Consider the following 26,639-nt stretch of genomic DNA (forward strand, 5'->3'; position numbering starts at 1 on the left):
CCCCTGCCCCCGGCTCCCGGATCTTCCCTCTACCGCCACAAGCTGGTGACGCGGATCTGGCACTGGGTCACGGTCGTCACGGTCATGATCATGATCGGCAGTGGCCTGACGATCCTCAACGCGCATCCGCATCTCTATTGGGGCGCCTATGGCGCGAATTTCGACCATGCCTGGCTGCACACGCCGCGCGCGCCGGGCTGGCTGACGCTCCCCGTCAGCTATAATCTCGCCATCGCGCGGCGCTGGCATTTGCTGTTTGCGCTGGTGCTGGCGTTCGGCTTGCTGTTCTTCATGGTCTCCAGCCTGATCAACCGGCATTTCCAGAAGGATCTGCGCATCCGGCTGGCCGAGTTATCGCCGGCGCATCTGTGGTTCGACCTGAAGGAACATCTCGCCTTTCGCTTCCACGATCCGAACAAGCCCGGCGCGTTCAATATCTTCCAGAAACTCTCCTACGCGCTGGTCATCTTCGTACTGATTCCACTGATGATCCTGACCGGGCTGACCCTGTCGCCGGGCATGAACGCGGCATGGCCATGGCTGCTCGACCTGTTCGGCGGGCGGCAATCGGCGCGCTCGATCCATTTCATCGCCGCCTCCGGGCTGGTCCTGTTCATCATCGTCCATCTTGTCCTGGTCATCCTGGCGGGCGCCTGGAATGAGGTGCGCTCGATGATCACCGGGCGCTGGACCGTGCCAAAGGACGATCATCCTGGGGAGGAGGCCCGATGAGCAATCTCATCACCCGGCGGACGCTGGTCACAGGCGGCGCCGCGGCCGCCGGCCTGCTGCTCAGCGGCTGCGACCGGGTCGCGCAGAATCCCGATTTTCGCAAGATTCTGCTGTCGGGCGACGCGGTGAACCAGGGGTTGCAACGCGCCTTGTCCAATCGCGGCGCGCTGGCGCCCGAATTCCGGCCCGATCAGATGTCGCCGCGGTTCCGCACCAACGGTACCGCCAATCCCAACACGCCGGACTATAATGCGATGGTGGCGGAGAATTTCGCGCATTGGCGGCTGCAGGTCGGCGGGCTCGTGGCGCGGCCGCTCACTCTGTCGCTGGCGCAGCTTCGGTCGATGCCGGCACGCAGCCAGATCACCCGCCATGACTGCGTCGAAGGATGGAGTGCGATCGGCAAATGGCAGGGGCCGATGCTCGGTTCGCTGCTCAAGCTGGCGGGAATCAGGGATGCGGCGCGCTATATCGTGTTCACTTGCGCCGATCTCTATGGTGGCCAACCTTATTATGAATCGATCGACCTGATCGATGCCTTCCATCCGCAGACGATTCTCGCCTGGGCGATGAACGACCATGTCCTCGACGTCGGACATGGCGCGCCGATCCGGCTCCGGGTCGAGCGGCAGCTTGGCTACAAGCACGCCAAATATGTCATGCGCGTCGATGCCGTAGCGTCACTTGCCGGCGTCGGCATGGGCAAGGGCGGCTATTGGGAGGATCGCATCGATTACGATTGGTATGCGGGTATCTGAGGGTTTGTTCGGGGAGGGCGCCGGCACGGCAAAAATGCGCGCTGCCGCGCATTTTCAAACCGGCTTCGACTTGGTACGGCGCCCGCCATGGCACTGATCGATCGATTTCTTGCCGCCCGCGTCAAGCGCGGGCAGCTCACCGTCCACCACGCCGATGGCACGATCCGCACCTTCGGAACGCCCGAGCCCGGTTTCCCGACCGTCACGATCCGTTTCGCCGACAAGGGCGCGGCGAATTTCATCGTGCGCCATCCCAGCCTGGGCGCGGGCGAGGCCTATATGGATGGCCGGATGCTGATCGATGGAGATGATGTCAGGGGGCTGGTCACGCTGATGACCGCCAATGACCTGTGGGAAGAGGGCAAGGCCGCGCTGATCGCCTCGCCGGCGCGGCGTGCGGTCGCGGCGGTGGTGCACCGCGTCAGCCGGATCAACATGGCGCGCGCCTCGAAGCGCAACGTCGCGCATCATTACGACCTGTCGGACCGGCTCTACGATCTCTTTCTCGACGCGGACCGGCAATATAGCTGCGCCTATTTCACTGACCCCGACAACAGCCTCGAACAGGCGCAATCGGACAAGAAGGCGCATATCGCCGCCAAGCTTGCGCTCAAGCCGGGCATGCGCGTGCTCGATATCGGCTGCGGCTGGGGCGGCATGGCGCTGTACCTCCACGCCAGGACCGGCGCCGAGGTGCTCGGCGTCACCTTGTCGGAAGAGCAGATCAAGGTCGCGCGCCGTCGCGCCGAGGAAGCGGGCGTCGCCGACAAGGTGAAATTCGAACTGATCGATTATCGCCACGTCACCGGCACCTTCGACCGCATCGTCTCGGTCGGCATGTTCGAACATGTCGGCCCGGCGCATTACCGCACCTTCGTGCGCAAATGCCGCAGCCTGCTCACCGAAGACGGGGTGATGCTGCTCCACACCATTGGCCGGGCCGGCGCGCCGGGCGTGACCGACGACTGGACCGCGAAATATATCTTCCCGGGCGGTTATAATCCCGCGCTGTCGGAAATCGTGCGCGCGAACGAAGGGCAGAAATTCTTCATCACCGATGTCGAAGTGCTGCGGCTGCACTACAGCTACACGCTCGACCTCTGGTATGATCGCACGGTTGCGGCAAAGACCCAGATCGTCGCTCTCTACGATGAGCGCTTCTATCGCATGTGGCTCTTCTATCTGGCCGGCGCGAGCGCCGCGTTCCGCTATGGCGGGATGGTCAATTATCAGGTGCAATTCGCGCGCAACCGCCATGTCCTGCCGATCACGCGCGATTACATGTATGAGGAAGAGCGCCGCCTGCGCGATCCCCAGGCGGGGTAAAGCGGCATCGTCCCGGGGGCATCTGCTGGACCCGCGTTCGCAGCACAAGCCGGGGACAGTCCTGGGCCAGGTTCGGGACTGAACCGGGACAGGTGATTACACTCCGCCCGGCATTGGGTTAGGGGGCGCCATGTCCGTGACGATCCTCTCCCGCCGGTCGATTTTCGCTCAGGCCTGGCCAATCATGCTCGGCCAGACCACGGTGCCGCTGGTCGGGCTGGTCGATACCGCGGTGATCGGCGCGACCGGCGATGCGGCGGCGCTGGCCGGGGTGGCGCTGGGCGCAACCGTGATCAACCTGATCTTCTGGACTTTCGGCTTCCTGCGCATGGGCATGACCGGAATGACCGCGCAGGCGGCGGGCGCGGGCGACGCGCCCGAGGTCGAGGCGATGCTGCTGCGCGGGGTCGCGGTCGGCATGGTGCTGGGCGCGGGTCTGTTCGCGCTGCAATTGCTGCTCATCCCGCTTGCCTTTGCCGCTCTGTCCGGCGGTGGCGCGCTTGACGATGCGGCCCGCGCGTTCGTCGGTGCGCGCTTCATCGGTGCGCCGGCCAGCCTTGCGGTGTTCGCGATCAATGGCTGGCTGTTCGGCATTGGCCGCACGCGCGCGGCGCTGGCGCTGCAGATCGTGATGAATGTCGCGAACATCGCGCTCGACCTGTTGTTCGTGTGGCATTTCGGGCTGGGCGCACGCGGCGTCGGGCTCGGCACATCCTGCGCGGAATGGATCGCGCTTGCCACCGGGCTGTTGATTGTCGGGCGGGGAATCGACTGGCGCCGGCTGGGCTCGGCCGCCCTGTTCGGCGGCGGCGCGCTGAAGCGGCTGTTCGCGGTCAATGCCGACATCATGATCCGCACCATCGCGCTGCTGCTGCTGTTCGTCTGGTTCACCAATGCCGGCGCGCGGCTGGGGACGGTGCCGCTGGCGGCGAATCATGTGCTGATGCAATTCGTCAGCGTCGCGGCGTTCGTGCTCGACGGCTTTGCCTTCACCGCCGAATCGCGCGTCGGCCACGCGATCGGCGCGGGGTCGCGGCCGCAGATGCTGCGCGCGATCCGGCTGACCGGCGAATTCTCGCTGCTTGCCGGGTTCGGTTTCGCCTTGCTCTTCTTCGCCGCCGGGGGCCCGCTGATCGACTTGCTGGCGGCCAATGCCGAGGTCCGGGCGCACGCGCGCGCGCTGCTGCCCTTCGCGGCCGCCATCCCGTTGATCGGCGTGCCCGCCTGGTTGCTCGACGGCATCTTCATCGGGGCGACGCGGGGGCGGGCGCTGCGCAATGCGGCGATCGTCGCGACCACGCTTTATATCGCCACCGACCTGTTGCTGCGGCCCTATGGGTCGGTCGGGTTATGGTGGGCGATGATGATCGGCTATGCCTATCGCGCTGCGGCGCTGGGCCTTTATCTGCCCGGGCTGCTCAGGCGCATGGCCGATTAGGGCGGATCGGACGTCAGGCCCATCGCACTCTTTGGCGGTTGCATCGATTGCGGTCCGGCCGGCTACCGTTCGATAAAGCCGGACAACAAGGTGCCCGCGATCTCCCGCGCATTTGTGGCGAGCGCTTCATCCGGCAATTCGCCCGCGGTCCAGAAGGACAGCACGCCGCGAAAGGCGAAGGCGAGTTGCCCCGGCAGGCAGTGAAGCGCCTGTTCGCGCCGGGCCGCGAGCAGATTGTCGCCCGCGCCCAGCGCTAGCGCCCATAGCGCCGTCGATCGCGCCCATATCTGTCCGGGGGCGGGGCCGGGCGCGCCGAGCCATCCCATCACCGCGCGATTGACCTCGGGTTCCTCCAGCATCACCGTCGCAGCGATGTCGACCGCAAGCAGCACGCGGTCCGCCGCGTCGCCCGCTGGCCGCGCCGCGCTGTAGCGCGCTTGCATCAGGTCGATGCGCCGCCCGGACAGCGCCTGCATGATCGCGGCCTTGCTGCCGAACTGGTTGAACGGCGTCGCAAAACTGACCCCGGCCTCGGCGGCGAGGTCGCGCATCGAAAAATCGGCATTGCCGGTTCGAAGCAACCGTTCGGCCGCGTCGATCACGCGTTGGCGCACGGGCGCGCCTCTGGTGCCGGTGGGAGAAGGCCGGGTCTTGTTCTGTGCCATGCAGCTTTCTATATCATGATATAGAAACAATGTAAGCATGGAGTTTGATCATGGCTGTTGCTCCTTCCACGACTTTCCTCATCACCGGCGTCAGTTCGGGCCTGGGCCGGGCGTTCGCTCAGGGCGCGCTGGCGGCGGGCCATCGCGTGATCGGCACTGTGCGGCGGCCCGGCGACGCGGACTCCTTTGCCGCGCTCGCACCGGATCGCGCGCATCCGCTGGTGCTCGACGTCACCGATTTCGACGCGATTCCGGCGGCTGTGGCCGCTGCCGAGCGCCGCGCCGGCCCGATCGACGTGCTGGTGAACAATGCCGGCTATGGCCATGAGGGGGTGCTGGAGGAATCCTCGATGGACGATCTGCAGCGCCAGTTCGCGGCGAATGTATTCGGTCCGGTCGCGATGGTGAAGGCGGTGCTGCCGGGGATGCGCGAGCGGCGTCGCGGCCATATCGTCAATGTCACCTCCATGGGCGGCTTCATCACCATGCCGGGGATCAGCTTCTATTGCGGCAGCAAATTCGCTCTGGAAGGCATCTCGGATGCGCTCGGCAAGGAAGTGGCGGCTTTCGGCATCCGGGTGACCGCGCTCGCGCCCGGCCAGTTCCGCACCGATTGGGCCGGACGGTCCATGGCGCGCACGCCGCGCAGCATCGCCGATTATGACGCGATCATGGACCCGATCCGCGCCGGGCGACAGGCCAAAAGCGGCAATCAACCGGGCGATCCGGCGAAGGCCGCGCAGGCGCTGCTCGCCGTGGTGGCGGCCGATAATCCGCCCGTGCGCCTGTTTCTGGGCGACGATGCGCTGGAACTGGTCGATCGCAAGCTTGACGGGATGAGGGCCGAAATCGCTGCCTGGGAAGCGCTGTCGCGCGCCACCGGCTTCGCGGCCTGATCGCCTGATTGCCAATGACACCCGGCCGCATGCCGGGCTTGATTCAAGTCGCGCGTCTCAGTCGTCATGCCTGTTCCCCGACACAGGATTGCGTGTCGGAATAAGCCGATTCGACGAACCAGTTGAATCGGCGGAACCGGAAAAGTGCCGACCATGACTCCAGCCCCGACCATTTCCCGATATTCCCGCAAGCACCCGGTAAAATTCCCGTGCGGATCCATCAAAATTCCCGCAGCTTTTCCCGCAGATTCCCGCAGAACGCTCGAAAATGCGTTTTCCCGCAGCTTTTCCCGGCGCTGCGGGAATTTCGCGATTGCCGCGATGCCCGAAATACGCTGCGGCTTGCCCCGTGCGAGGTGGGCTGATACCCGCCCGCGTCCCCTTCTCTCCGGAGCTTTGCCCGTGTCCAAACCGACATCCGATCAGATCAACCGAGTCGTCCTCGCTTATTCGGGCGGCCTGGACACCAGCGTGATCCTGAAATGGCTGCAACAGACCTATCAGTGCGAAGTGGTGACCTTCACCGCCGATCTCGGTCAGGGCGAAGAGCTGGAGCCAGCGCGCGCCAAGGCCGAGCTGATGGGCGTGAAGCCCGAACATATCTTCATCGACGATCTGCGCGAGGAATTCGTGCGCGATTACGTCTTCCCGATGATGCGCTCGAACGCGCTGTATGAGGGGCTGTATCTGCTCGGCACCTCGATCGCCCGGCCGCTGATCGCCAAGCGCCAGGTCGAGATCGCGAAGATGGTCGGCGCCGACGCGGTCAGCCATGGCGCGACCGGCAAGGGTAATGACCAGGTCCGTTTCGAGCTCGGCTATTATGCGCTCGCGCCCGACATCAAGGTGATCGCGCCGTGGCGCGAATGGGATCTGACCAGCCGCACTGCGCTGATCGCCTTTGCCGAACAGCACCAGATCCCGGTGCCGAAGGACAAGCGCGGCGAATCGCCCTTCTCGACCGATGCCAACATGCTGCACACCTCGTCGGAGGGGAAAGTGCTCGAGGATCCGTGGGACGAGGTCCCCGACTATGTCTATTCGCGCACCGTCAATCCCGAGGACGCGCCGAACGAGCCGGAGACGATCACGGTCGATTTCGAACGCGGCGACGGTGTCGCGATCAACGGTGTCGGCATGTCGCCCGCGACTCTGCTCGAAACGCTGAACGAACTGGGCCGCAAGCACGGCATCGGCCGGCTCGACCTGGTCGAGAACCGCTTCGTCGGCATGAAGTCGCGCGGAATGTACGAAACGCCCGGCGGCACCATCTATCACCTCGCGCATCGCGGCATCGAACAGCTCACGCTCGATCGCGGCGCAGCGCATCTCAAGGACGAACTCGCGCCGCGCTATGCCGAGCTGATCTATAACGGCTTCTGGTTCAGCCCCGAGCGCGAGATGCTGCAGGCGGCGATCGACCATAGCCAGGAAAAGGTTTCGGGCACCGTCCGGCTGAAGCTCTACAAGGGATCGGTCATTGTCACGGGCCGCAAATCGCCCAATTCGCTCTATTCGGAGAAGGTCGTGACCTTCGAGGACGACCAGGGCGCCTATGACCAGCGCGACGCGGCGGGCTTCATCAAGCTCAACGCGCTGCGGCTGCGCCTGCTCGGGCGTCGCGATCGCTGATGCTGCGCCCGGCGGGAACGGCTATTTAACGGTCGGTCCTCTAGAAACACGGGCATGGACTATCGGGACCGGCAGGGATTGAAGGGGGACACGCTGGCCGCGTTCGTGCTGGCGTTCCTGCTTGCCGCTGTCTGGACGGTGCGCGACTGGCATCAATTGTCGGCGCTGCGTCTGCCCGACACCGATGACGTCATGCGGTTGCAGCAGATCCGCGACTGGCTCGGCGGGCAGCGTTTTTCCGATCTTGCCCAGCATCGTCTCGGCGCTCCGCCCGGGCTGGCGATGCACTGGTCGCGACTGCCCGATCTGGTGCCGGGCGGCATCATCGCCGGCCTGACGCCGCTCATCGGGCGGCATATGGCTGAGATGACCGCCGTGATCGTCTGGCCGGCAGTGTTGCTGACCGCCGCGCTGCTGTTGACCGCCCGGATCGCGCGTGCGCTCGGCGGTGCGGAGATCGCCCGCACCGCGCTGATCGTGGCGGCGATCGCTTATCCCACGACGACGATCTTCCTGCCCGGACGGATCGATCATCACGGGCTGCAGGTCGTGCTGCTGCTCATCGTCGTCCATGCCCTGGTCCATGCGCCCGACATGTCGCGCGGCCTGACCGCTGGACTGGCGGCGGCATTGAGCATTGCGATCGGGCTTGAGACCACGCCGCTGATCGCGGCGGCGGGCGTGGTGTTGGTGATGTGCTGGGTCTGGGGTCGGCGCGGCGCGGACGATGCGCTGATGGGCTTCGGCATTGCGCTCGCCGCCGGGCTGCTGGCCGCCAATACCGTGCTCAAGACCGAACAATTCGATTTCGCCGGATGCGACGGCTTTACCGCGACGGTGTGGCGCGCGAGCCAGTTTGCCGCATTCGGCCCGATCGTGCTGGCGATCGCCGGCCATGCCAGCGCGCGGCGTGACGTGCGTGCCGCGCTTGCGGTTGCGCTTGGCGCGACGTCCCTCTGGGGCCTGTGGCTCGTCGCACCGGCGTGCCTCTCGCCTTATGGCGGGGTCGATCCGCTGCTCGCAAGGCTGTGGCTCGGCAATGTCGGCGAGGCCCAGCCGCTGTTCGCCGCCCGGCCCGAGATCGCGATCGGCTATGCCGGGCTGATGGTGGCGGGGATCGCGGCGAGCCTGTGGTGCTGGCGCACGACCCGTGACGCTTATTGGGCGGTCCTGCTCGCCTTTCAGCTTGCGGCGCTGGTGCTCACTTTGGCGCAACTGCGCGGCGCCTATGCCGGGGCGATCCTGGCCGCACCGGCGCTGGCGGCGGTGATCGCGGTCGCGCGGCGGCGCGGGGCGCTCTGGCTGGCGGCGGCATGGCTGGGGTCGGCGGGCATGCTGTACCCGATCGCCGCCAACGCGTTCGTGCCCCAGGCCGGCTCGACCTCATCGGCGATACGGATGCCCGCCGGCCCGGGCTGCACGTCGCCCGAAGCGCTTGCCGCGCTTGCGGGCCGGGACGGGCGATTGATCGCGCCGCTCGACCTCGGCGCCTATGCGCTCGCATCGACCCGGCTGGCGGTGGTCGGCGCGCCCTATCACCGCAACAATGCCGGCAATCTGGCGGTATATCGCTTCTTTCTCGGCACGCCCGATCAGGCGCGGTCGATCGCCCAGGCGTGGCGGCTGGACTATGTCGCGCTGTGCCTGGACAGTTTCGACGAGCTCGGCGAGGCGGTGACCGGCGATCGTCACCGGCTGCTCGGACAGCTCAGGCAGGGCCGAATTCCGCCCTGGATGCGACCAATCGGCAGGAATAGCACAGGTTTGACGCTGTTTACCCTCGAACCGCGCTTGTTTGCCCCGCATTCCTCGCGGTAAGGCGTGATCATGCAGGGGGACACCGACAGGCTGCGCTGGTGGCAGACACGCTGGTTCGTGGCGTTGATGGTGCTCGTCTCGATCATCCCGTTGCTGAAGCCCGATATTCCGCCGCTGGTCGATCTGCCCGGGCATATGGGGCGCTACCGGGTCCAGCTCGACATGGGCAGCTATCCGTGGCTGCGCGACTGGTATGATTTCAGATGGTCGCTGATCGGCAATCTCGGCGTCGATCTGCTGGTCATTCCGCTGACCCCGATCTTCGGACTCGAACTCGCGGTCAAGCTGATCGTCATCGCCATTCCGGCCTTGACCGTCCTTGGCCTGTTATGGATCGCGCGCGAAGTTCATGGCCGCATCCCGGCCACCGCGCTGTTCGCGCTGCCGCTCGCCTATAGCTTCCCGTTCCAGTTCGGTTTCATCAATTTCGCCCTCGCCATGGCGATCGCGCTCAACGCCTTCGCGCTGTGGTTGCGGCTTGGCCGGCTTGGGCATTTGCGGCTGCGTACGATTATCTTCGTGCCGCTCTCCTGCATGTTGTGGCTGTGCCACACGTTCGGCTGGGGCGTGCTCGGCGTGCTGGCCTTTTCGGCGGAGATGATCCGCCAGCACGACGCGATCCGCGGCAAGGGATGGCGGCATTGGTTCAGCGCCTGGTTGCGCGCCGCGATCGCGTGCGTGCCGCTCGCCTTGCCGATGGTGCTCATGGTCGCCTGGCGCACTGGCAATCATGTCACCGGGCAGACCGGCGACTGGTTCAACTGGCGCGCCAAGATGGGCTGGATGACCATGGTCCTGAAGGACCGCTGGCAGTTCTTCGACATCGCCTCAACGGCTGTGCTCTATCTCATCCTGTTCCGGGGCTTTCGCGACCCAAGCATCGAATATTCACGCAACCTGGGATTGTCGGCGCTGTTCCTGCTCGCGGTGTTCATCGTCCTGCCGCGCATCGTGTTCGGCTCCGCTTATGCCGATATGCGGCTCGCGCCGTTCCTGCTCGCGATCACGATGATCGCCCTGCGTCCCCGTCCGGGATTGTCGATGCGCGGCACGGCGCTGCTCGCGGTACTGGGCTGTGCTTTCTTCCTCGTGCGGATGGGGGCGGCGACCGTAAGCTATTGGATGTTCGACCAGCGGTATGATCATGAGCTCAAGGCGCTCGACCATGTGCCGGTCGGTGCGCGGCTGGTCAGCTTCGTCGGCCAGGAATGCGGCAATAAATGGCTGATGTCGCGGGTCGAGCATCTTCCGGCGATCGCGCTCGAGCGGCGGCTCGCCTATACCAACGACCAATGGTCGATGCCCGGCGCGCAATTGCTCACCGCCAGATATACCCCGGCGCTCAGGTTCGCGCACGATCCGTCGCAAATCGTGACCAGCGTGCAATGTCCGCGTGAATGGTGGCGGCCGATCAGCCGCGCCATGGCCCGCTTCCCGCGCGATGCGTTCGACTATGTGTGGCTGATCCAGCCGCCTGCCTATGATCCGAAATTCAACGCCGGGCTGATCGAAGTGTGGCGCGATGGATCGAGCGTGCTGTACAAGGTCGATCACTCGCAACCCGGGCCGGACGTGCCGGATTCCGAACTCTACCCGAAATATGTCAGGCGGGTGCCTTTCTGAACGGCGTCAGCGCGCCAAGATATTCCTGATCGGATTCGACCGCCTCCCGCTCGCTCGCCAGGAAGTTTTCGATCGCCCGTCTGAAATTCCGGTCCGGAATATAATGCGCCGACCAGGTCGTGACCGGGACATAACCTCGCGCCAGCTTGTGTTCGCCTTGCGCGCCCGCCTCGACCGTGGCCAGTCCGCGCGCGATCGCGGCGTCGATCGCCTGATAATAGCAGAGCTCGAAATGCAGGAAGGGCACTTCCTCGATACAGCCCCAATAGCGGCCATAGAGCGTGTCCGCGCCGATCAGGTTGAGCGCGCCGGCGATCGGCGCGCCGTCGCGTTCGGCCAGGATCAGCAGCACATGGTCCGCCATGCGCTGCCCGAGCAGCGAGAAGAAGTGCCGCGTCAGGTAAGGCCGGCCCCATTTGCGCGAGCCGGTATCCTGATAGAAGATCCAGAAGGCGTCCCAATCGGCTTCGCTGATCTCGGCCCCGGAGAGGTGGCGGATCGTCAGCCCCTCGACCGCGGCGGCGCGCTCCTTGCGGATCGCCTTGCGCTTGCGGCTGGCCAGGCAGCCGAGAAAGTCATCGAATCCGGCATAGCCCTGGTTGCGCCAATGGAATTGAGTGCCCGCGCGGATCAGCCAGCCCGCCGCCTCGAACAGCGGCAGCTGGTCGGGGTCGATGAAGGTGGCATGCGCTGATGACAGGCCGTGCTGATCGGTCACCGCTTCGATCGCGGCGATCAGCGGCGCGGCGAGGGCGGTATCGCGCAACAACAGGCGTGGACCCGGCACGGGCGTGAAGGGCACCGCGACCTGCAGCTTGGGATAATAGCTGCCCCCGGCGCGCTCCCACGCATCGGCCCAGCCATGATCGAAGACATATTCGCCCTGGCTATGGCTCTTGGCGTAGGCGGGGGCGATCGCACCAGGCGCGCCATCCGCGCCATCGACGATGATCGGGATCGGCTGCCAGCCGGTCTGCGCGGTGGCGCTGCCGGATTCCTCCAGGATCGACAGGAAGCAATGGCTCAGGAACGGGTTACCGGACCCGGCGCACGCATCCCAGTCGGCGGGCGCTATGGCGGCGACGCCGTGAGCGATTCGGGCGGTGACGGCGGTCATTGCCCCTTAGGTAGAGGCGGCGGTCGCCCGCTCCAAGGTGGGACGTAGGGTTATTCCGCGATCTTGATGATCGCGTCGATTTCCACCGCCGCGCCGCGCGGCAGCACCGGCACGCCGACCGCGCTGCGCGCATGCTTGCCGGCTTCGCCGAACAGCGCTTCCATCAGGTCGGATGCGCCATTGGCGACCAGCGCCTGATCGGTGAAATCGCTCGCCGAATTGATGAACACGCCAAGCTTCACGATCCGTTCGACCCGGTGAAGCTCGCCCAACGCGCGCTTCATCTGCGCGACCAGCATCAGCCCGCAGCGCTGCGCGGCTTCCTGGCCATAAGCCAGATCCTTGTCCTCGCCGATCCGCCCGGTCATCACCACGCCGTCCTTGAACGGCAGCTGGCCCGAAATGTGGAGCAGCCCGCCCGCTTCGACGGCGGGAACATAGGAAGCGATCGGCGCCGCGGCTTCAGGCAAAGTGAGGCCGAGTTCGGCGAGCTTGGTGGCGATTCTGTCGGTCATGGCGGTCAGATGACGTGCCGCGCCGGACACGTCAATCTCAGACCGGCGCGGCGCCTTCGTCCGACTGGTCGCGCGCCGCGGGTTCATCGACCCGGTGGCCCCAGCGGACCAGCGACCAGGCGCGCTCGTGGAAATAGAACAGAACGATCTTGGTGAAGACCTCCGTCCCCGCGATCGCGCCGGCCGATTTCGCGCTGCCGGTGAACAAATAACTCAGCACGAAGGTATCGATGCTGCCCAGGGCGCGCCAAGACACTGCCTTGACGAGAGAGCGCGGGTGGCTCTCAACGCCCCGGAACAGGAACATCAGGCGGAACGGGCCGTTGAACTGGCCGGTGTGTTGACGCCCATGCTTTGCAGATATTTCTTCACGTTACGCGCCGCCTGGCGCAGGCGCTGCTCATTCTCGACCATCGCGATGCGCACGAAGCCCTCGCCATTCTCGCCATAGCCGACGCCTGGGGCGACGGCGACCTTGGCATGGGTCAGCAATTGCTTGGAGAATTCGAGGCTGCCGAGATGCGCCAGCGCCGGCGGCAGCGGCGCCCAGGCGAACATGCTCGCGCGCGGCGAGGGGATGTCCCAGCCGGCCCGGCCGAAGCTTTCGACCAGCACGTCGCGGCGATGCTGGTAGAGCTTGCGATTCTGCTCGACGATGTCCTGCGGCCCGTTGATCGCGGCGACCGCGGCCGCCTGGATCGGGGTGAAGGCGCCGTAATCGAGATACGACTTCACGCGTGTCAGCGCAGCGATCAGCGTCGGATTGCCGACCGCGAAGCCGATCCGCCAGCCGGCCATCGAATAGGTTTTCGACAGCGAGGTAAATTCGACCGCGACATCCTTCGCGCCCGGCACCTGCAGGATCGAGGGGGTCGGCTGGCCGTCATAATAAAGCTCGGAATAGGCCAGGTCGGACAGCACCCACAGCTTGTGCTCCTTGGCGAAGGCGACGACGCGCTCGTAGAAAGCGAGATCGACGACTTCGGCGGTCGGGTTCGACGGATAGCCCATCACCAGCACGCTCGGACGCGGCACGGTAAAGGCCATCGCCCGCTCCAGCGCCTCGAAATATCGCTCGTCGGGCGTGGTCGGCACGCTGCGGATCGTCGCACCGGCGATGATGAAGCCGAAGGTATGGATCGGATAGCTCGGATTTGGCGCGAGCACGACGTCACCTGGCGCGGTGATCGCCTGGGCCAGGTTGGCCAGGCCTTCCTTCGACCCGAGCGTGACCACCACTTCAGTATCGGGGTTCAAATCGACCCCGAAGCGGCGCTTGTAATAGCCGCTCTGCGCCTTGCGCAGTCCGGGAATGCCCTTGGAAGCCGAATAGCCATGGGCATCGGGCTTGCGCGCAACCTCGCACAATTTGTCGATGACATGCGGCGGCGGCGGCAGATCGGGATTGCCCATGCCGAGATCGATGATGTCCTCGCCGCCCGCTCGCGCCTCGGCCCGCATCGCGTTCACTTCGGCGATGACATAGGGCGGCAAGCGGCGGATGCGATAGAAATCGTCGGACATGAGTGGTTCTCTGCACTGGGACGGTATTGTCCTGCTTACGTCTTTCTTCCTTTGGCGGGAATGACGCAAGCGCACCCATGCGTTAGGGTGTCCGAAAATCCCGAGGAAACCCTGAGAAAGCTCCGAGGAACCCTATGGCCAAGACCGACACCGCCGCGCCGACCTTGCCCAGCCTGGAGGAGCTTCAGCACTGGACCTGGGTGATGGGCCGGGCGCAGCAAATGCTCCTCGAACAGGGAATCGGCGCGATCGCGCCCGCCGAATCGAGCGGCCTGCCCGTGATCCCCGGGTTCAACGATGCTGCCACGATCGAGCGCGCCCAGTCCTTCTGGACCGACAGTCTCGACCTTTGGCAGCGCTTTCTCGATCCGGTGCATGCGCCGCCGGTCGAGGAACGGCCGGAACAGGCGCGCGACAAGCGTTTCAAGGATGCGGCGTGGCGCGACAATCCGATGTTCGACTGGATCCGCCAGAGTTATTTCCTGATCTCGGATCACTTGCTCCAGAGCGTTGACGCCGTGCAGGGCGTGGATGCGAAGCAGAAGGAGCAACTGCGCTTCGCCGCGCGCGGCTTCCTCGATGCGATGAGCCCGTCCAACTTTCCCGCCACCAACCCGCAAGTGCTCGAAAAGACGATCGAGACCGGCGGCGAGAATCTGCTCAAGGGCCTGCAGAACATGCTCGCCGACATCGGCAAGGGGCAACTCACCCATACCGATCCCAACGCATTCGAGGTCGGCCGCAACCTTGCCATGACCCCCGGCAAGGTGGTGCACCGCACGCCGCTCTATGAGCTGATCCAATATACGCCGACCACCGAGACCGTGCTGGCCGTGCCGCTGGTGATCTTCCCGCCCTGGATCAACCGCTTCTACATCCTCGACCTGACGCCGGAGAAGAGCTTCATCCGCTGGGCGGTCGATCAGGGCATCACCGTGTTCATGGTGTCGTGGAAATCGGCCGATGCCAGCATGAAGGACGTGTTGTGGGATGATTATATCGCCGCGCAGATCGATGCGATCGATACGATCCGCGGCGCGCTGAAGGTCGATGCGGTGCATGCGATCGGCTATTGCGTTGCTGGCACCACGCTTGCCGCGACGCTCGCCATCCTGGCGGCGCGCGGAGAAGCGGAGAAGGTGAAGAGCGCAACCTTCTTCACCGCGCAAATCGACTTTGCCGATGCCGGCGAGCTGCTCCATTTCGTCGACGACGATCAGCTCGCCTCGATCGCCAAGATGTCGCCCGATGGCTTTCTCGACGGCCGCTACATGGCGCTGACCTTCAACTTACTGCGCGGGCGTGACCTGATCTGGAACTATGTCACCAACAATTATTTGCTCGGTCAGGATTATGCGCCGTTCGATCTGCTGCACTGGAACGGCGACACGACCAACCTGCCGAGCAAATGGCATCTGAGCTATCTGACTGACCTGTACCGCGACAATCTGCTCGCCAAACCGGGCGCGCTCCAGGCTGGCGGCACGCCGATCGACCTGACGAAAGTGAAGACCCCGGCCTATATCCAGGCCGGGCGCGAGGATCATATCGCGCCGGCCGAAAGCGTGTGGAACATCACGCATCATTTTGCCGGGCCGATCAAATTCGTGCTCGCCGGGTCGGGGCATATCGCCGGGGTGGTCAATCCGCCCGCGCTGCACAAATACCAATATTGGCTCAATCCGACGCCGGTTAGGACGCTTGCCGACTTCGTCGCTGGTGCGAGTGAGACCAAGGGCAGTTGGTGGCCCGACTGGCTCGGCTGGCTGCACGACCAGGACGCGGTGACGGTGGCGGCAAAGGCGGCGCGACAGCCCGGCAAGGGCCGGCTCAAGGCGATCGAGGACGCGCCTGGCAGCTATGTGAGGGCTCGCTAACCTCTTGTTATGACTGCTTTGTTGATCGTTCCATGACCGTTATGTTGCAATGCAACAAAATTCCTTGCTTTTGCCGGCGCAGCAATTATATTGCAGTGCAGCAACGAATGTAAGGAGGCCGTTTTGGCCAGCAAGTCGCCCATCACTGATTCGACCGTCAAGGCGCCCGCGCCGGTCGCCGCGCCGGTTTCCGCTCCTGCCGTGACGGCAGCTGCAGCGCCTGCGCCCAAGGCCGATCCAGCTCCTGTCGCAAAGGTCGACGCGGCGCCCGCGCCGAAGGCCGAAGCCAAGCCGGTTGTCGCCAAAGCGCCGGTCGCCAAGGTCGCGGCCCAGCCCGTTACCGCCGCCAAGCGCAAGCCGGTGGCCAAGAAGAAGGTCGTCGCCAAGGCGGCCGTCAAGTCTGCACCGACCAAGACCATCAAGATCAAGCCTGCCGCAGCCACGTCGGTTGCACCCAAGATCATCGCAATCAAGCCGGTCGTCGCAAAAGCGAAGGCCGTCATCCAGAAGGAAGTGACTGTCATGGAAGCTACGCTGAAGACCGCTGCCGACAAGGCCAAGACCCTGTTCGCCGATGCGAACGACCGCGCCAAGGCCGCCGTGGAGAAGAGCACCAAGGCGTTCGAGGAAATCAACGAATTCAACAAGGGCAACATCGAAGCCATCGTCGAATCGGGCAAGATCGCAGCCAAGGGCTTCGAAACGCTCGGCCAGGACGCTGCCGAATATAGCCGCAAGCAGTTCGAAGGCGCGACCGCCGCGCTGAAGAGCCTGTCGACCGTCAAGTCGCCGACCGACTTTTTCAAGCTGCACAGCGACTATGTCCGCTCGTCGTTCGATGCGATCGTCGCTCAGACCTCGAAGAACACCGAAGCCGTGCTGAAGCTGGCCGGTGAGGTCGCTCAGCCGATCTCGAACCGCGTTGCCGTCGCCGTCGAGAAGGTCAAGATCGCAGCATAAGCCTGCGGTTCATCCGGATCAGGAAAGGGCGGTCCCGTTAGGGGCCGCCCTTTTCGTTTGTGTGAGGATGCCAAACCTTCGACGATCTCCTGCGGTGTGCTAGGATTACGCCTGATGGGGCGAAGGGGGAATGACATGGCGTTCTGGAACATCGATCTGACCACGCAGGATGGCGCGGAAAGCGCCGCGCAGAATGGCGGCCTGGCCTGTTTCATCGCGACGGGGCTTGGCGTCCTGGGCATCGGAATGATCGTTGCGACGCAGTCGGCGCCGGCACTGGCGACGATGATCGCGGGCGCTGCGGGCGAAGCCCTGGTCTTTGCCATAGCAGGCTTCCGGTTGCGCGCCGGCAAGGGGGTCATATGGGGCGGGGCAGCGGCGCTCCTGATTATCATCGAAATCGCAGCGAAACTCATCTCGCTGACGGGCATTGGCGGTATCGTCATCAACGTTGTTCTGCTGGTCGTCATGATCAACGGCGTGCGTGGCGCTTGGGCGTTGAGAAACGACGACCTCAGCGTGGATGATGTTGCGAAAGTCTTCGACTAGAGTCGTCCGACAAGCGACGAGCCTTTTGGGGAAAATTCACCATCAAAGCGAGGAATCGAGCAGCTAAAACGGATTCAACCCGCCTGCACCCTCTTGCCCTTGAGCTTTGTCGTGCCATATTTTCCAACTTCATGATCGATCAGCTCAACATCACGGCGATAGCCGAACGCGCCGCGGACGATGGCGCCGGCAATGGCACCGATGACGACACCGGCCTCGGCATCGCCACGCGGACCCGTACGCGCACCAAACAGCCGACGCCGTACCGTGTGCTCCTGCTCAACGACGATTATACGCCGATGGAATTCGTCGTCCTCGTCCTGCAGCGCTTCTTTCGCATGGATATGGAGGCCGCGACGCGCGTGATGCTCCATGTTCATCAGAAGGGTGTCGGGGTGTGCGGGACCTTCAGCTATGAAGTGGCGGAGACCAAGGTCGCGCAAGTCACCGAATTCGCGCGGCAGAATCAGCACCCGCTGCAATGCACGCTGGAGAAGGCGTAACAGCCCCCCGGCGTTCGCGCGCCATTCGCGTCAGGCGATTTTCGGGGGCTAATGGCACGCCGTTCGGCGTCCGGGCGATCACGCCTTGGTCTCAGGATGCCGTCGGCAGCCAACCCAGATCGAGCCCGGTGTAACGGTCGACATAATTCGCCGCCCGCGCCAGTGCGCGTTCGTTCAAGAACGTCACGCGCCCCGCTTCGCGCGCGATCAGTCCGTCTTCCTCCAACTGACGCAGCATGCGGTTGACATGCACCGCGGTCAGGCCGGTCGCGTCGCCGATCTCCTCCTGCGTCAGGCCCAGGGTGAAACTGGCGCCGATCTCCTTGTCCATCATGCGGATGCGGTTGCGCATCTCGATCAGGATCGCCGCGACCCGTGCCTTGGCAGAAGTCCGCCCCAATGCCGCGAGACGATCGGTCAGCGCGGTGCGCTCGATCTGGTTATAGACCATGATCAGCGCGGCCAGCCGCGGATGGTCGCGGATCAACGTCGCGATCGCCGATCGTTCGAACGGGCACACGACGCAGTCGGTCAGTGCCGAGATCGTCTCGGGCGCTTCGCGATACACCAGGCTCGATACCCCCAGCATGTCGCCGGGAAACAGGAAACGCAGGATCTGGCGGCTGCCGTCGTCGAGCAGGACCGAACTCATCATCGTGCCCTTGCGCAGCACGAACATATCGGCCGCGCGATCATTCTCGCGGATCAGCGTGCCGCCGCGCCGTAAATGACGCTCACGCTCTTCCAGTCGTTCGAGCGTCCGATGCTCGGCCGGAGTCAGAATCACCATGTCGCCCAATCGCTCGGCGAAACAACTACCAGTCACTCACGCATTCCCCCCGAAGGTATAACCTCAGAGCATCACGGCGGAATCCGCGCATTAAAGTCGATCAAGCGGTGCGATCTGCGGTCCGGAAGATCGATCCGGTTCACGCGGCTGTTGCGCGGATGCGTGCACGCGATAGAAGCTCGGCAATGGATCGAATTCTTATCCGCGGCGGCAATCGCCTTTCGGGCAAATTGCCCATCTCCGGTGCGAAGAACGCTGCCCTCACGCTGATGCCGTGCGCGCTGCTCACGGATGAGCCGGTGACCCTGCGCAACCTGCCGCGACTCGCCGATGTCGACAGCTTCGGGCATCTGCTCAACCAGCTTGGCGCCTCGACTCAGATCGAAGGATCGCGACCGGAGGATTTCGGTCGCGTGATGACGATCCGCGCCGGCAAGCTTACCTCGACCGAAGCGCCCTATGACATCGTGCGGAAAATGCGCGCGTCGATCCTGGTGCTCGGCCCGCTGATCGGCCGCGCCGGCGAGGCGACGGTGTCGCTGCCCGGTGGCTGCGCGATCGGCAATCGCCCGATCGACCTGCATCTCAAGGCGCTGGAAGCGATCGGCGCCCATCTCGAAATGGCCGCCGGCTATGTCAAGGCGACCGCGCCGGGCGGGCGGCTCTCGGGCGGTAAATATACCTTCCCGATCGTCTCGGTCGGTGCGACCGAGAATGTCATCATGGCCGCGGTGACGGCCAAGGGCGGCTCGATCATCGAGAACGCCGCGCGCGAGCCCGAGATCGTCGATCTGTGCAATCTGCTCGTCGCGATGGGCGCGAGCATTTCGGGCATCGGCACCGAAACGCTGGAGATCGAAGGCCGCGACCGGCTGCACGGCGCGACCTATCGCGTGATGCCCGACCGGATCGAGGCGGGCAGCTATGCCTGTGCCGCGGCGATCACCGGCGGCGCGCTCGAACTGGTCGGCGTCGGCATGCACGACATGCGCGCGACCGTCGCGGCACTGGTCGAGGCGGGCGTGACAGTCGAGGAGCGGGGCAACAACCTCTATGTCGAGGCATCGAATGGCCTTGGGCCGCTGACCCTGTCGACCGCGCCTTTCCCTGGCTTCGCGACCGACATGCAGGCGCAGTTCATGGCGATGCTGACTCAGGCGGACGGCGCCAGCGTGTTGACCGAAACGATCTTCGAGAACCGCTACATGCATGTGCCCGAACTGGCACGGATGGGCGCCGACATTCAGGTGCGCGGCCGCACCGCCGTGGTGCGCGGCGTCTCGCCTCTGGTCGGCGCGCCGGTGATGGCGACCGACTTGCGCGCTTCGATGAGCTTGATTCTCGCTGGCCTCGTCGCGAGCGGCGAGACGCAGGTGCAACGCGTCTACCATCTCGATCGCGGCTATGAGCGGCTCGAAGAAAAGCTCCAGGCGGTCGGCGCGGATATCGAACGCGTCGGCGACGGGTGACGCGCACGCCGCCGGCCCGTTCGTGAGCGCAAGCCTGCCCGCCGCGGGCATTCTTGCCTATATCGGTCGTGCCGGTGATCGGAACGACCGGGCCGTCGCTGGCGTTGAGCTGCTCGCCGCGCACCTGTCCCGCGAGATCCGCTTGCCAGTTCATATCGTCGGAACGGCGAGCGAACCGCTTGCGGTGGACTGGACAGTCGAATTGCCCGCCGCGGTACCGGACCTGCAGCGTCTGGCGCGAGAACTCGACCAAATCTTGTCTGGGGGCCGTCGCGCGCTGACCCTGCTTCCCCGCTGTGCCGCCGGCCTGGCCACCCTGCCGGTTGTCGCGAAACGGCGTCCCGGCACCGCGATCGTCTGGTTTGACGCTCATGGCGATTGCAATATGCCCGACCGTACCGGCACGGGCTATCTCGGCGGCATGGTGCTGACCGGCGCAGCGGGCCTGTGGCCGACTGGCCTCGGATCGGACATGACTCTCGATCAGGTCATTCTGGTCGGCAGTCGCGACCTTGACCCTGGCGAGCAGGAACTGATCGACGCCGGCCGGATCGCGCTCGTGGAATGCGGCCCCGATCTCGCGGATCGCCTGTGCGCGGCGGTGGCCGGCAGGCCGGTCTATCTGCACCTTGATTGCGATGTGCTGGAACCGGGCATCGTCCCGACCGAGTATCAGGTAACAGGCGGGCTCTCGCTGGCCGAGCTTCGATCGGCATGCGCTGCGCTGGCGGCGTTCGAGGTGGTCGGCGCGGAGGTCGCCGAGCTGGAAGCTGCCTGGCCTGACGGGACGCCTGCCATACTGGATCCGCTGATCGATGCGCTCCGGCCGATTATGGATGCCCTCACCAACGGCGCCGGCGCGATCTAGGCGGTGCGCTCCGGCACGGCCGCTGCGTCGAGCGCGATCGCCACATCGGGAGCGACCGCTTCCCATGGGAAGATGAACCAGTCCTTCGTCACCGATCGATCGATCTCGCGTGCACGATATTCGACTCGCTGGGTCGATCGCACATTGTCCATCAGGGTCGCGAAGCGGATGCTGCCTGGGGCAGCGCCGGCATCGGCCAGCGCACCGCGCAAATTGGCGATGGTGCGGCCGGTGTCGTTGATGTCGTCGAGGAACAGCAGCCGTTCACCCTCGCGCGTGCGCGCTGCCAGCCGAACCAGCGGCGCATCGGAGAAATCCTCGACCTGCGACGAGAAATCGACCGACAGCATCGGCAGGCCGGTCGAGTGGCTGAGGAACACCGCCGGCACCAGACCGCCGCGCCCGATGCCGATGATGAAGGTCGGCCGCCACGCTGTGTCAGTGTCGAGCTTGCCCGCCAGCGTGCGGATGTCGGCGACGAACTGCTCTTGCGGGATATGAGTATAGACCGTCACGCGACCATGCTTTCGACATAGGCGTCGAGCGCCGCGAGATGCCCGGCCACGGCTTCGTCGTCGAGGAATGAGCCGAGAAAGCTGTTGCGCGCCAGCATGATCAGGTCGTCGCGGTCCAGACCCCGTCCCGCCGCTGCGGCATGGTAATTGTCGGCGATGTAACCGCCGAAATAGGCCGGGTCGTCCGAATTGACCGTCGCGCGCAAGCCGGCGTGCAGCATCCGGTCGATCGGATGCGCTTCCATGCTCTCGACCACGCAAAGTTTCAGGTTGGACAATGGACATACGGTCAGCGTCATGCCGGTCCGCGCCAGCCGCGCGGTCAGCACCGGATCCTCCAGGCTGCGATTGCCATGGTCGAGCCGGTCGATACCGAGCACGTCCAGCGCCTGAAGGACATAATCGGGCGGGCCTTCTTCGCCAGCATGCGCGACCAGCTTCAGCCCCAGCGCCCGCGCCGCGGCGAACACACGCGCGAACTTCTCCGGCGGATTGCCCAATTCGCCCGAATCAAGACCAACCGCCGCGATCCGGTCGAGCCAGGGTTCGGCGGCTTTCAGCGTGGCAAACGCATCTTCCTCGTCAAGGTGGCGCAGGAAGCACAGGATCAGCTTCGAAGTCAGGCCATGCTTCGCCTCGGCTTCGGCCATCCCCGACAGGAGCCCGGTGATCACCGTGTCGAAGGAAATACCCCGCGCGGTGTGTGTCTGGGGATCGAACATGATTTCGGCATGGACCACGCCGTCGGCCGCGGCACGATCGAAATAGGCGGCGGCAAGATCGCGAAAATCGCGCTCGGTGCGCAACACCGCCGCGCCCTGGTAATAGATGTCGAGAAAATCCTGCAGCCGCGAGAAGCTGTACGCCGCGCGGACTTCCTCGACATTCGCGAACGGAATCGTCACCTGGTTCCGCTCGGCCAGCGCGAACATCAGCTCAGGCTCGAGGCTGCCTTCGATATGAAGATGGAGCTCAGCCTTGGGCAGGCCGGCGATGAAGCGATCGAGGTCGGTCATACGCCTTGATCGCGCGGTATGCCGGATTGGGCAAGCCGCTTAGCGCGTGTCCCACCACCCATCATCTTTCGGCGTCCACCAGCGCGCGGCTTCGGCGATGCGCGCGTCATGACCGGGGCCGCCAGCGTTGATCAGCGGAAGACCGGTTTGCGCCACGAGCGCGGCGAGTTCCCCCTCCTCCAGCCGCTCGGGTACGCTGCCGCGCGCACGGCAGGCGAGTCGCCACAACTCCATCTCCTGGCCCCAGAAATAGATCGATCCGGCACCGATATTGTCCTGCATGCGACGGACATCGTCCCATTTCTGCGGCTCGACAAACTTTGCCCAGATATCCGCCTGCAGGCTGTCCACCTTGCCGTCGGGGCGCCAGGTCAGGGCATCGTCCTGCACCACGGTGATCTTGGCGCGCACCGCTTCGGGCAACTGGCCGAATGTACCGAGCGTATCGGTCAGTGCGATCACGTTGGGATCGCGCTCGATCACCGTGACTCGGGTCACCGCCGGGTTGAGTGCGACATTGGCTGCGCACCAGCCCATGCCGAGCCCGAGCACGACGGTATGGCCGTGCGCCGCGGCGATGCCGATTTCCTGGCTCTCGATCTCCATCGGCACGATCGACATCCAGGCCGCCTGGTCGTCCTCGAACGGGCCTTTGAGGATGACCGTTCCGGCGAGTGTGTAGAACTGCCCCCAATAGCCGCGCCCGGCAAACATCGCGATGATGTCCAGCGACCATTGTCCCCACGCGCCTTTGCGAAAGCGCGGAAGCCATAAGGGCGTGGTGAAGTCCCCCAGCATCGGCCGAGGATCGACTGAGCCCTTGATGGCATCCGCGCTCTGGATCAAATCGCCTCCAACGCCTGTTCGAAATCGGCGATCAGGTCATCCGCATCTTCCACGCCGATCGAGATTCGCACAAGGTTGTCCGTGATGCCGAGCGCCTGTTTGCGCGCATCGGGCACTGACAAATGCGTCATTGCCGCCGGATGGCTGGCAAGCGTCTCGGTGCCGCCGAGGCTGACCGCGAGCTTGGCGATCTTGAGCGCGTCGAGGAACGCGAACGCTTCTTTCTCGCCGCCCTTGACGATCAGCGAGAAAGTCGAGCCCGCACCAGTGCAATGGCGGCGATAGATATCGGCCTGGCGCTCCATCCCGGGCGTGCTTTCGAGGAAGCCGAGATAGCCGACGCGCTCGACCTTGGGATGGGTGCGCAGATACTCGCACACCTTGATCGCGTTCTCGCCCGCGCGGCTCATGCGCAGTTCGAGCGTCTCGAGGCTGCGCATCAGCATCCAGGCGGTGTTGGGGTCGCAGATCGTGCCGATCGTGTTGCGCATCAACCGGATGGTATTGATGTGCGCTTTCGACCCGAGCACGCCGCCCGCGACAAGGTCGCTATGCCCGCCGGCATATTTGGTCAGGCTGTAGACCACGATATCGGCGCCATGCTGCAACGGCTTCAGCCACAGGGGCCCAAGAAACGTATTGTCGATCGCGATCGGCGGTTTGACTGTGGCATTGGCGAAGATTGCGTCGCGGCTTGCCGCCACGGCCTGGATATCGACCAGCGCATTGGTCGGGTTGGCCGGGCTTTCGAGATAGATCAGCGCGACATTGCCCGATGCGGCCTTGCTCAGCACCGCATCGATTTCCTCACGCGTCGCGCCGGCCGGGAAGTCGAGCCAATGCACGCCGAAGCGGCCAAGGATGCGCGCGATCAGCGTTTCGGTCGCGGCATAGAGCGGGCCGGAATGGACGATGGTGTCGCCGGGCTTGACCATCGACAGGAACAGGGTGGCGATCGCCGACATGCCCGAAGAGAAAGCGAGCGCGTCTTCGGCTTCTTCCCAGATGCCGAGCCGGTCCTCGAGGATTTCCTGATTCGGTCCGTTGAAGCGCGAATAGACCAGGCCTTCGGCGCCGCCCGGGCGCTTGCCGGTCACGCCTTCGAAGTGACGCTTGCCCGCGGCGGCATTGGGGAAGACGAAGGTCGAGGTGAGGAAGATCGGCGGCTTCAGCGATCCCTCCGACAGCATCGGATCATAGCCATGGCCCATCATCATGGTCGATGGCTTCAGCTTGCGGTCGCCGATCTTCTCGATGCTCGCCTTGGGTTTGCCGCGCGGTGGGACGCCGGTCAGATCGGCTTCGGTTTCGTTCTTGTTCGGCATGCTCTATGTCCTGCGGAAGGAGTGTTGACCCATCCTAACGCGGGATAGTCGCATTTGATACCGCCCCGGGGTGCCAAAGGGAAAAGCCGATGCCTGTCGCAATCGTCTCCGTGCCTGTCACCGATCTCGACCGGGCGCGCGCTTTCTATGTCGATACGCTTGGCCTGACGCTGTTGCGCGACGAGCCGATGGGGCCGGACATGCGCTGGATTCAGCTGCAGCCAAAGGACGGCGGCGCGACGATCGCGCTCGTCACCTGGTTCGAACAACTCAGGCCCGGTGGCCAGCAGGGGCTGATGCTCGGGATCGACGATGTGGATGCCGAGCATGCACGGCTGATCGCGCTTGGCGTGGAGGTGCCGGCGGTCGCGGAGCAGCCCTGGGGCCGCTACATCATGCTGACTGACCCGGACGGCAATGGCTTGATCCTGTCGCAACTGACCGACCCGGCGGAAATCAGGACGCGCTGATTATCTTCCACCCGTTCGTTTCGAGCATAGTCGAGAAACCGCAACCGGGTGCTGTGGCCTGTTTCTCGACTGCGCTCGACACGACCGGTGGGCGTGGAGCCTAGGCTTCCAAACCGATCAGCGAAATCTGCCGCCCATAACCCGGCTCGCCGCGATGCGTCGCGCGGCGGAAGCTGAAGAAGCGGTCTTCATCGGCATAGGTGTCGAGCCCCAGCGCTTCGATCCGGGTCAGCCCAGCGGCGGCGAGGCGGGCGGTGACATAGGCTTCCAGGTCGAACTGATGATGACCCGGCTTGCCCGGCGCGAAGAAGCGTTCATTGGCCGGATCGTCGGCCGCGAAGCGCTGCGCGAAACCGTCATCGACCTCGTAACTGGCGCGGGCAATGCACGGACCGATCGCCGCCGCGATGCGCTCGCGCCGCGCGCCGAGCGCCTCCATTGCCGTGATCGTCGCATCGGTGACGCCGCCGATCGCGCCCTTCCAGCCGGCATGCGCCGCGCCAATCACGCCGGCTTCGGTGTCAGCGAATAGCACCGGAGCACAATCGGCGGTCAGCACGCTCAGCAGCAAGCCAGGTCGGTCAGTGACCAGCGCATCGCCGCGCGGGCGTTCCGCGAGCGGCGCGGTGACGGTGATCACATCGGCGGAATGGATCTGAAACAGGCCGACCAACGTCGCGCCGGGCAGCACGGCCGTGGTCGCCCGGATGCGGTTCTCGGCGACGGCATCGGGGTCGTCCTCCGATCCGATGCCGACGTTCAGGCCGGCATGGATGCCGTTCGATACGCCGCCACGCCGGCCGAGAAAGCCGTGCGCCACGCCGCCGAGCGTGCGACTGCGAATGACCTCGACCTCGCTCACAGCACAAGCCGCATCAGATTGTCGTCATCGACCGTCTCGCCGACGCGGAAGGCATAGCGGCCAATATCGCGGAAGCCGTAGCGTTCGTAGAAACGGTGCGCGCGATGATTGTCGACATAGACGCTGAGGATGACTTCCTTCGCGCCATGCGACCGCGAATGCTCCAGCGCCCAGTCCATCAGGGTCTGGGCGACGCCCTGGCCCTGCCACGGTCCCAGGACATAGAATTGATACAGCTCGATCGCATCGGGCCGCCATTCGCCGGGGAAGGTGACCGGACCCATTTTGACGAAGCCGATGATCTTGTCGCCCTCGAGCGCGAGCCGGACCGCGAAATCGGGATCGGACAACTGCGAGGGCAAGCCGTTCGCGCCGAATGCTTCGTCGAGAAAGGCGGCGAGATCGGATTGGCGATAGAGCGTGCCGAACGTCTCGGTGAAGCTGCGCCGCGCCATGGCCGCCAGGGCCGGGCCGTCGATGGTGCGCGCGTCGCGATACGTGATGGCAGGGGAAGGGGCGAGATCGGTCATGCCGCCCGCCATATG

The 26,639-nt window shown here is 64.8% G+C and carries 27 protein-coding genes; 15 read left to right on the forward strand and 12 right to left on the reverse strand.

Annotation, left to right across the window (positions count from 1 at the left end):
• Positions 1 to 3 precede the first annotated feature (3 nt).
• The 4 genes from OO12_RS21510 to OO12_RS21525 all read left to right on the forward strand — a co-directional run bounded on the left by OO12_RS21510 (position 4) and on the right by OO12_RS21525 (position 4,254).
• On the forward strand, positions 4 to 732 hold the full coding sequence (locus OO12_RS21510) for a cytochrome b/b6 domain-containing protein (protein WP_034160815.1): 729 nt from the start codon (positions 4 to 6) through the stop codon (positions 730 to 732).
• The gene (locus OO12_RS21515) at positions 729 to 1,490 is read left to right on the forward strand and encodes a molybdopterin-dependent oxidoreductase (RefSeq protein ID WP_034160816.1); all 762 of its coding nucleotides are present in this window, start codon (positions 729 to 731) and stop codon (positions 1,488 to 1,490) included. Before OO12_RS21510 ends, OO12_RS21515 begins: the two co-directional genes overlap by 4 nt.
• A gap of 87 nt (positions 1,491 to 1,577) precedes the next feature.
• Positions 1,578 to 2,816 (forward strand): SAM-dependent methyltransferase, encoded by a 1,239-nt coding sequence (locus tag OO12_RS21520; protein WP_034160817.1) that lies wholly within the window; start codon positions 1,578 to 1,580, stop codon positions 2,814 to 2,816.
• A 130-nt stretch (positions 2,817 to 2,946) separates the two neighbouring features.
• Positions 2,947 to 4,254, forward strand: a complete 1,308-nt coding sequence (locus OO12_RS21525; protein ID WP_034160818.1) for an MATE family efflux transporter — start codon at positions 2,947 to 2,949, stop codon at positions 4,252 to 4,254.
• 62 nt (positions 4,255 to 4,316) lie between these two features.
• Here OO12_RS21525 and OO12_RS21530 read toward each other — a convergent pair whose 3' ends face one another.
• Positions 4,317 to 4,919: a TetR/AcrR family transcriptional regulator gene (locus OO12_RS21530; RefSeq protein ID WP_034160819.1), complete on the reverse strand. Its 603-nt coding sequence runs from the start codon at positions 4,917 to 4,919 to the stop codon at positions 4,317 to 4,319.
• A gap of 50 nt (positions 4,920 to 4,969) precedes the next feature.
• Here OO12_RS21530 and OO12_RS21535 point away from each other — a divergent pair, with 50 nt between their 5' ends.
• From OO12_RS21535 to OO12_RS21550, 4 genes are all read left to right on the forward strand, one after another.
• The gene (locus OO12_RS21535) at positions 4,970 to 5,815 is read left to right on the forward strand and encodes an oxidoreductase (protein ID WP_034160820.1); all 846 of its coding nucleotides are present in this window, start codon (positions 4,970 to 4,972) and stop codon (positions 5,813 to 5,815) included.
• A 402-nt stretch (positions 5,816 to 6,217) separates the two neighbouring features.
• A complete protein-coding gene (locus OO12_RS21540) occupies positions 6,218 to 7,447 on the forward strand; it encodes an argininosuccinate synthase (RefSeq protein ID WP_034160821.1) in 1,230 nt (409 codons plus the stop codon).
• Between the two features lie 54 nt (positions 7,448 to 7,501).
• The gene (locus OO12_RS21545) at positions 7,502 to 9,265 is read left to right on the forward strand and encodes a hypothetical protein (protein ID WP_052216158.1); all 1,764 of its coding nucleotides are present in this window, start codon (positions 7,502 to 7,504) and stop codon (positions 9,263 to 9,265) included.
• A gap of 9 nt (positions 9,266 to 9,274) precedes the next feature.
• Positions 9,275 to 10,888, forward strand: coding sequence for a hypothetical protein (locus OO12_RS21550; RefSeq protein WP_034160905.1), 1,614 nt, complete (start codon positions 9,275 to 9,277; stop codon positions 10,886 to 10,888).
• Here the strand turns inward: OO12_RS21550 and OO12_RS21555 are convergent.
• From OO12_RS21555 to OO12_RS21570, 4 genes are read right to left on the reverse strand one after another with little or no spacing between them, the layout of a single operon-like run.
• A complete protein-coding gene (locus OO12_RS21555; RefSeq protein WP_034160822.1) occupies positions 10,869 to 12,005 on the reverse strand; it encodes a GNAT family N-acetyltransferase in 1,137 nt (378 codons plus the stop codon). The two genes, OO12_RS21550 and OO12_RS21555, sit on opposite strands and share 20 nt — an antisense overlap.
• Before the next feature lie 50 nt (positions 12,006 to 12,055).
• Positions 12,056 to 12,520, reverse strand: coding sequence for a RidA family protein (locus OO12_RS21560; RefSeq protein ID WP_034160906.1), 465 nt, complete (start codon positions 12,518 to 12,520; stop codon positions 12,056 to 12,058).
• Between the two features lie 37 nt (positions 12,521 to 12,557).
• Positions 12,558 to 12,776, reverse strand: coding sequence for a DUF2061 domain-containing protein (locus tag OO12_RS21565; RefSeq protein WP_235364957.1), 219 nt, complete (start codon positions 12,774 to 12,776; stop codon positions 12,558 to 12,560).
• 50 nt (positions 12,777 to 12,826) lie between these two features.
• Complete coding sequence (locus tag OO12_RS21570; protein WP_034160824.1) at positions 12,827 to 14,044, reverse strand: LL-diaminopimelate aminotransferase; 1,218 nt, start codon at positions 14,042 to 14,044, stop codon at positions 12,827 to 12,829.
• 134 nt (positions 14,045 to 14,178) lie between these two features.
• On the opposite strand from OO12_RS21570, the gene OO12_RS21575 reads away from it, so the two are divergent.
• From OO12_RS21575 to clpS, 4 genes are all read left to right on the forward strand, one after another.
• Entirely contained in the window at positions 14,179 to 15,921 is a 1,743-nt protein-coding gene (locus tag OO12_RS21575) for a PHA/PHB synthase family protein (RefSeq protein WP_034160825.1), read from the forward strand.
• A gap of 123 nt (positions 15,922 to 16,044) precedes the next feature.
• Entirely contained in the window at positions 16,045 to 16,881 is an 837-nt protein-coding gene (locus tag OO12_RS21580) for a phasin family protein (protein ID WP_082006711.1), read from the forward strand.
• Between the two features lie 57 nt (positions 16,882 to 16,938).
• Entirely contained in the window at positions 16,939 to 17,430 is a 492-nt protein-coding gene (locus OO12_RS21585; RefSeq protein ID WP_152616586.1) for a hypothetical protein, read from the forward strand.
• Positions 17,431 to 17,561: 131 nt separating this feature from the next.
• Positions 17,562 to 17,933, forward strand: coding sequence for an ATP-dependent Clp protease adapter ClpS (clpS, locus tag OO12_RS21590; RefSeq protein ID WP_200887533.1), 372 nt, complete (start codon positions 17,562 to 17,564; stop codon positions 17,931 to 17,933).
• A gap of 91 nt (positions 17,934 to 18,024) precedes the next feature.
• On the opposite strand, the gene OO12_RS21595 is transcribed toward clpS, so the two are convergent.
• Positions 18,025 to 18,723 carry a Crp/Fnr family transcriptional regulator gene (locus OO12_RS21595; protein WP_034160827.1) on the reverse strand — a complete coding sequence of 233 codons (699 nt, stop codon included), beginning with the start codon at positions 18,721 to 18,723 and terminating at the stop codon, positions 18,025 to 18,027.
• A gap of 185 nt (positions 18,724 to 18,908) precedes the next feature.
• Here OO12_RS21595 and murA point away from each other — a divergent pair, with 185 nt between their 5' ends.
• Together murA and OO12_RS21605 are read left to right on the forward strand one after the other, a co-directional pair.
• On the forward strand, positions 18,909 to 20,192 hold the full coding sequence (gene murA, locus OO12_RS21600; RefSeq protein ID WP_034160828.1) for a UDP-N-acetylglucosamine 1-carboxyvinyltransferase: 1,284 nt from the start codon (positions 18,909 to 18,911) through the stop codon (positions 20,190 to 20,192).
• A gap of 22 nt (positions 20,193 to 20,214) precedes the next feature.
• Entirely contained in the window at positions 20,215 to 21,060 is an 846-nt protein-coding gene (locus tag OO12_RS21605) for an arginase family protein (protein WP_052216172.1), read from the forward strand.
• On the opposite strand, the gene OO12_RS21610 is transcribed toward OO12_RS21605, so the two are convergent.
• From OO12_RS21610 to OO12_RS21625, 4 genes are read right to left on the reverse strand one after another with little or no spacing between them, the layout of a single operon-like run.
• Positions 21,057 to 21,575 carry a phosphoribosyltransferase gene (locus tag OO12_RS21610; protein ID WP_034160829.1) on the reverse strand — a complete coding sequence of 173 codons (519 nt, stop codon included), beginning with the start codon at positions 21,573 to 21,575 and terminating at the stop codon, positions 21,057 to 21,059. The genes OO12_RS21605 and OO12_RS21610 overlap by 4 nt on opposite strands.
• Positions 21,572 to 22,591, reverse strand: a complete 1,020-nt coding sequence (locus OO12_RS21615; protein ID WP_034160830.1) for an adenosine deaminase — start codon at positions 22,589 to 22,591, stop codon at positions 21,572 to 21,574. The genes OO12_RS21610 and OO12_RS21615 overlap by 4 nt, the downstream gene beginning before the upstream one ends.
• A 39-nt stretch (positions 22,592 to 22,630) precedes the next feature.
• Positions 22,631 to 23,437, reverse strand: a complete 807-nt coding sequence (locus OO12_RS21620; protein WP_052216159.1) for a hypothetical protein — start codon at positions 23,435 to 23,437, stop codon at positions 22,631 to 22,633.
• Entirely contained in the window at positions 23,434 to 24,762 is a 1,329-nt protein-coding gene (locus tag OO12_RS21625; RefSeq protein WP_034160831.1) for a cystathionine gamma-synthase family protein, read from the reverse strand. Before OO12_RS21625 ends, OO12_RS21620 begins: the two co-directional genes overlap by 4 nt.
• An 89-nt stretch (positions 24,763 to 24,851) precedes the next feature.
• Between OO12_RS21625 and OO12_RS21630 the strand changes: the two genes are divergently transcribed.
• The gene (locus OO12_RS21630; RefSeq protein ID WP_034160832.1) at positions 24,852 to 25,232 is read left to right on the forward strand and encodes a VOC family protein; all 381 of its coding nucleotides are present in this window, start codon (positions 24,852 to 24,854) and stop codon (positions 25,230 to 25,232) included.
• Positions 25,233 to 25,332: 100 nt separating this feature from the next.
• Here the strand turns inward: OO12_RS21630 and pgeF are convergent, their stop codons facing one another.
• Positions 25,333 to 26,094, reverse strand: coding sequence for a peptidoglycan editing factor PgeF (gene pgeF, locus OO12_RS21635; protein WP_034160833.1), 762 nt, complete (start codon positions 26,092 to 26,094; stop codon positions 25,333 to 25,335).
• Positions 26,091 to 26,624, reverse strand: coding sequence for a GNAT family N-acetyltransferase (locus OO12_RS21640; protein ID WP_034160911.1), 534 nt, complete (start codon positions 26,622 to 26,624; stop codon positions 26,091 to 26,093). Before OO12_RS21640 ends, pgeF begins: the two co-directional genes overlap by 4 nt.
• Positions 26,625 to 26,639: the final 15 nt, after the last annotated feature.

This window comes from Sphingomonas sp. ERG5 (genome assembly GCF_000803065.1).
Lineage (GTDB): Bacteria > Pseudomonadota > Alphaproteobacteria > Sphingomonadales > Sphingomonadaceae > Sphingomonas.

Excerpts from the sequence above, each read along its gene's own strand:
- OO12_RS21575 (WP_034160825.1), top strand. The coding sequence starts at position 14,179 with ATGGCCAAGACCGACACCGCCGCGCCGACCTTGCCCAGCCTGGAGGAG.
- OO12_RS21595 (WP_034160827.1), bottom strand. The coding sequence starts at position 18,723 with ATGGTGATTCTGACTCCGGCCGAGCATCGGACGCTCGAACGACTGGAA.
- clpS (WP_200887533.1), top strand. The coding sequence starts at position 17,562 with ATGATCGATCAGCTCAACATCACGGCGATAGCCGAACGCGCCGCGGAC.
- OO12_RS21625 (WP_034160831.1), bottom strand. The coding sequence starts at position 24,762 with ATGCCGAACAAGAACGAAACCGAAGCCGATCTGACCGGCGTCCCACCG.
- OO12_RS21545 (WP_052216158.1), top strand. The coding sequence starts at position 7,502 with ATGGACTATCGGGACCGGCAGGGATTGAAGGGGGACACGCTGGCCGCG.
- murA (WP_034160828.1), top strand. The coding sequence starts at position 18,909 with ATGGATCGAATTCTTATCCGCGGCGGCAATCGCCTTTCGGGCAAATTG.
- OO12_RS21615 (WP_034160830.1), bottom strand. The coding sequence starts at position 22,591 with ATGACCGACCTCGATCGCTTCATCGCCGGCCTGCCCAAGGCTGAGCTC.
- OO12_RS21555 (WP_034160822.1), bottom strand. The coding sequence starts at position 12,005 with ATGACCGCCGTCACCGCCCGAATCGCTCACGGCGTCGCCGCCATAGCG.
- OO12_RS21630 (WP_034160832.1), top strand. The coding sequence starts at position 24,852 with ATGCCTGTCGCAATCGTCTCCGTGCCTGTCACCGATCTCGACCGGGCG.
- OO12_RS21550 (WP_034160905.1), top strand. The coding sequence starts at position 9,275 with ATGCAGGGGGACACCGACAGGCTGCGCTGGTGGCAGACACGCTGGTTC.
- OO12_RS21560 (WP_034160906.1), bottom strand. The coding sequence starts at position 12,520 with ATGACCGACAGAATCGCCACCAAGCTCGCCGAACTCGGCCTCACTTTG.
- OO12_RS21570 (WP_034160824.1), bottom strand. The coding sequence starts at position 14,044 with ATGTCCGACGATTTCTATCGCATCCGCCGCTTGCCGCCCTATGTCATC.
- OO12_RS21515 (WP_034160816.1), top strand. The coding sequence starts at position 729 with ATGAGCAATCTCATCACCCGGCGGACGCTGGTCACAGGCGGCGCCGCG.
- OO12_RS21525 (WP_034160818.1), top strand. The coding sequence starts at position 2,947 with ATGTCCGTGACGATCCTCTCCCGCCGGTCGATTTTCGCTCAGGCCTGG.
- OO12_RS21535 (WP_034160820.1), top strand. The coding sequence starts at position 4,970 with ATGGCTGTTGCTCCTTCCACGACTTTCCTCATCACCGGCGTCAGTTCG.
- OO12_RS21530 (WP_034160819.1), bottom strand. The coding sequence starts at position 4,919 with ATGGCACAGAACAAGACCCGGCCTTCTCCCACCGGCACCAGAGGCGCG.
- OO12_RS21520 (WP_034160817.1), top strand. The coding sequence starts at position 1,578 with ATGGCACTGATCGATCGATTTCTTGCCGCCCGCGTCAAGCGCGGGCAG.
- OO12_RS21640 (WP_034160911.1), bottom strand. The coding sequence starts at position 26,624 with ATGACCGATCTCGCCCCTTCCCCTGCCATCACGTATCGCGACGCGCGC.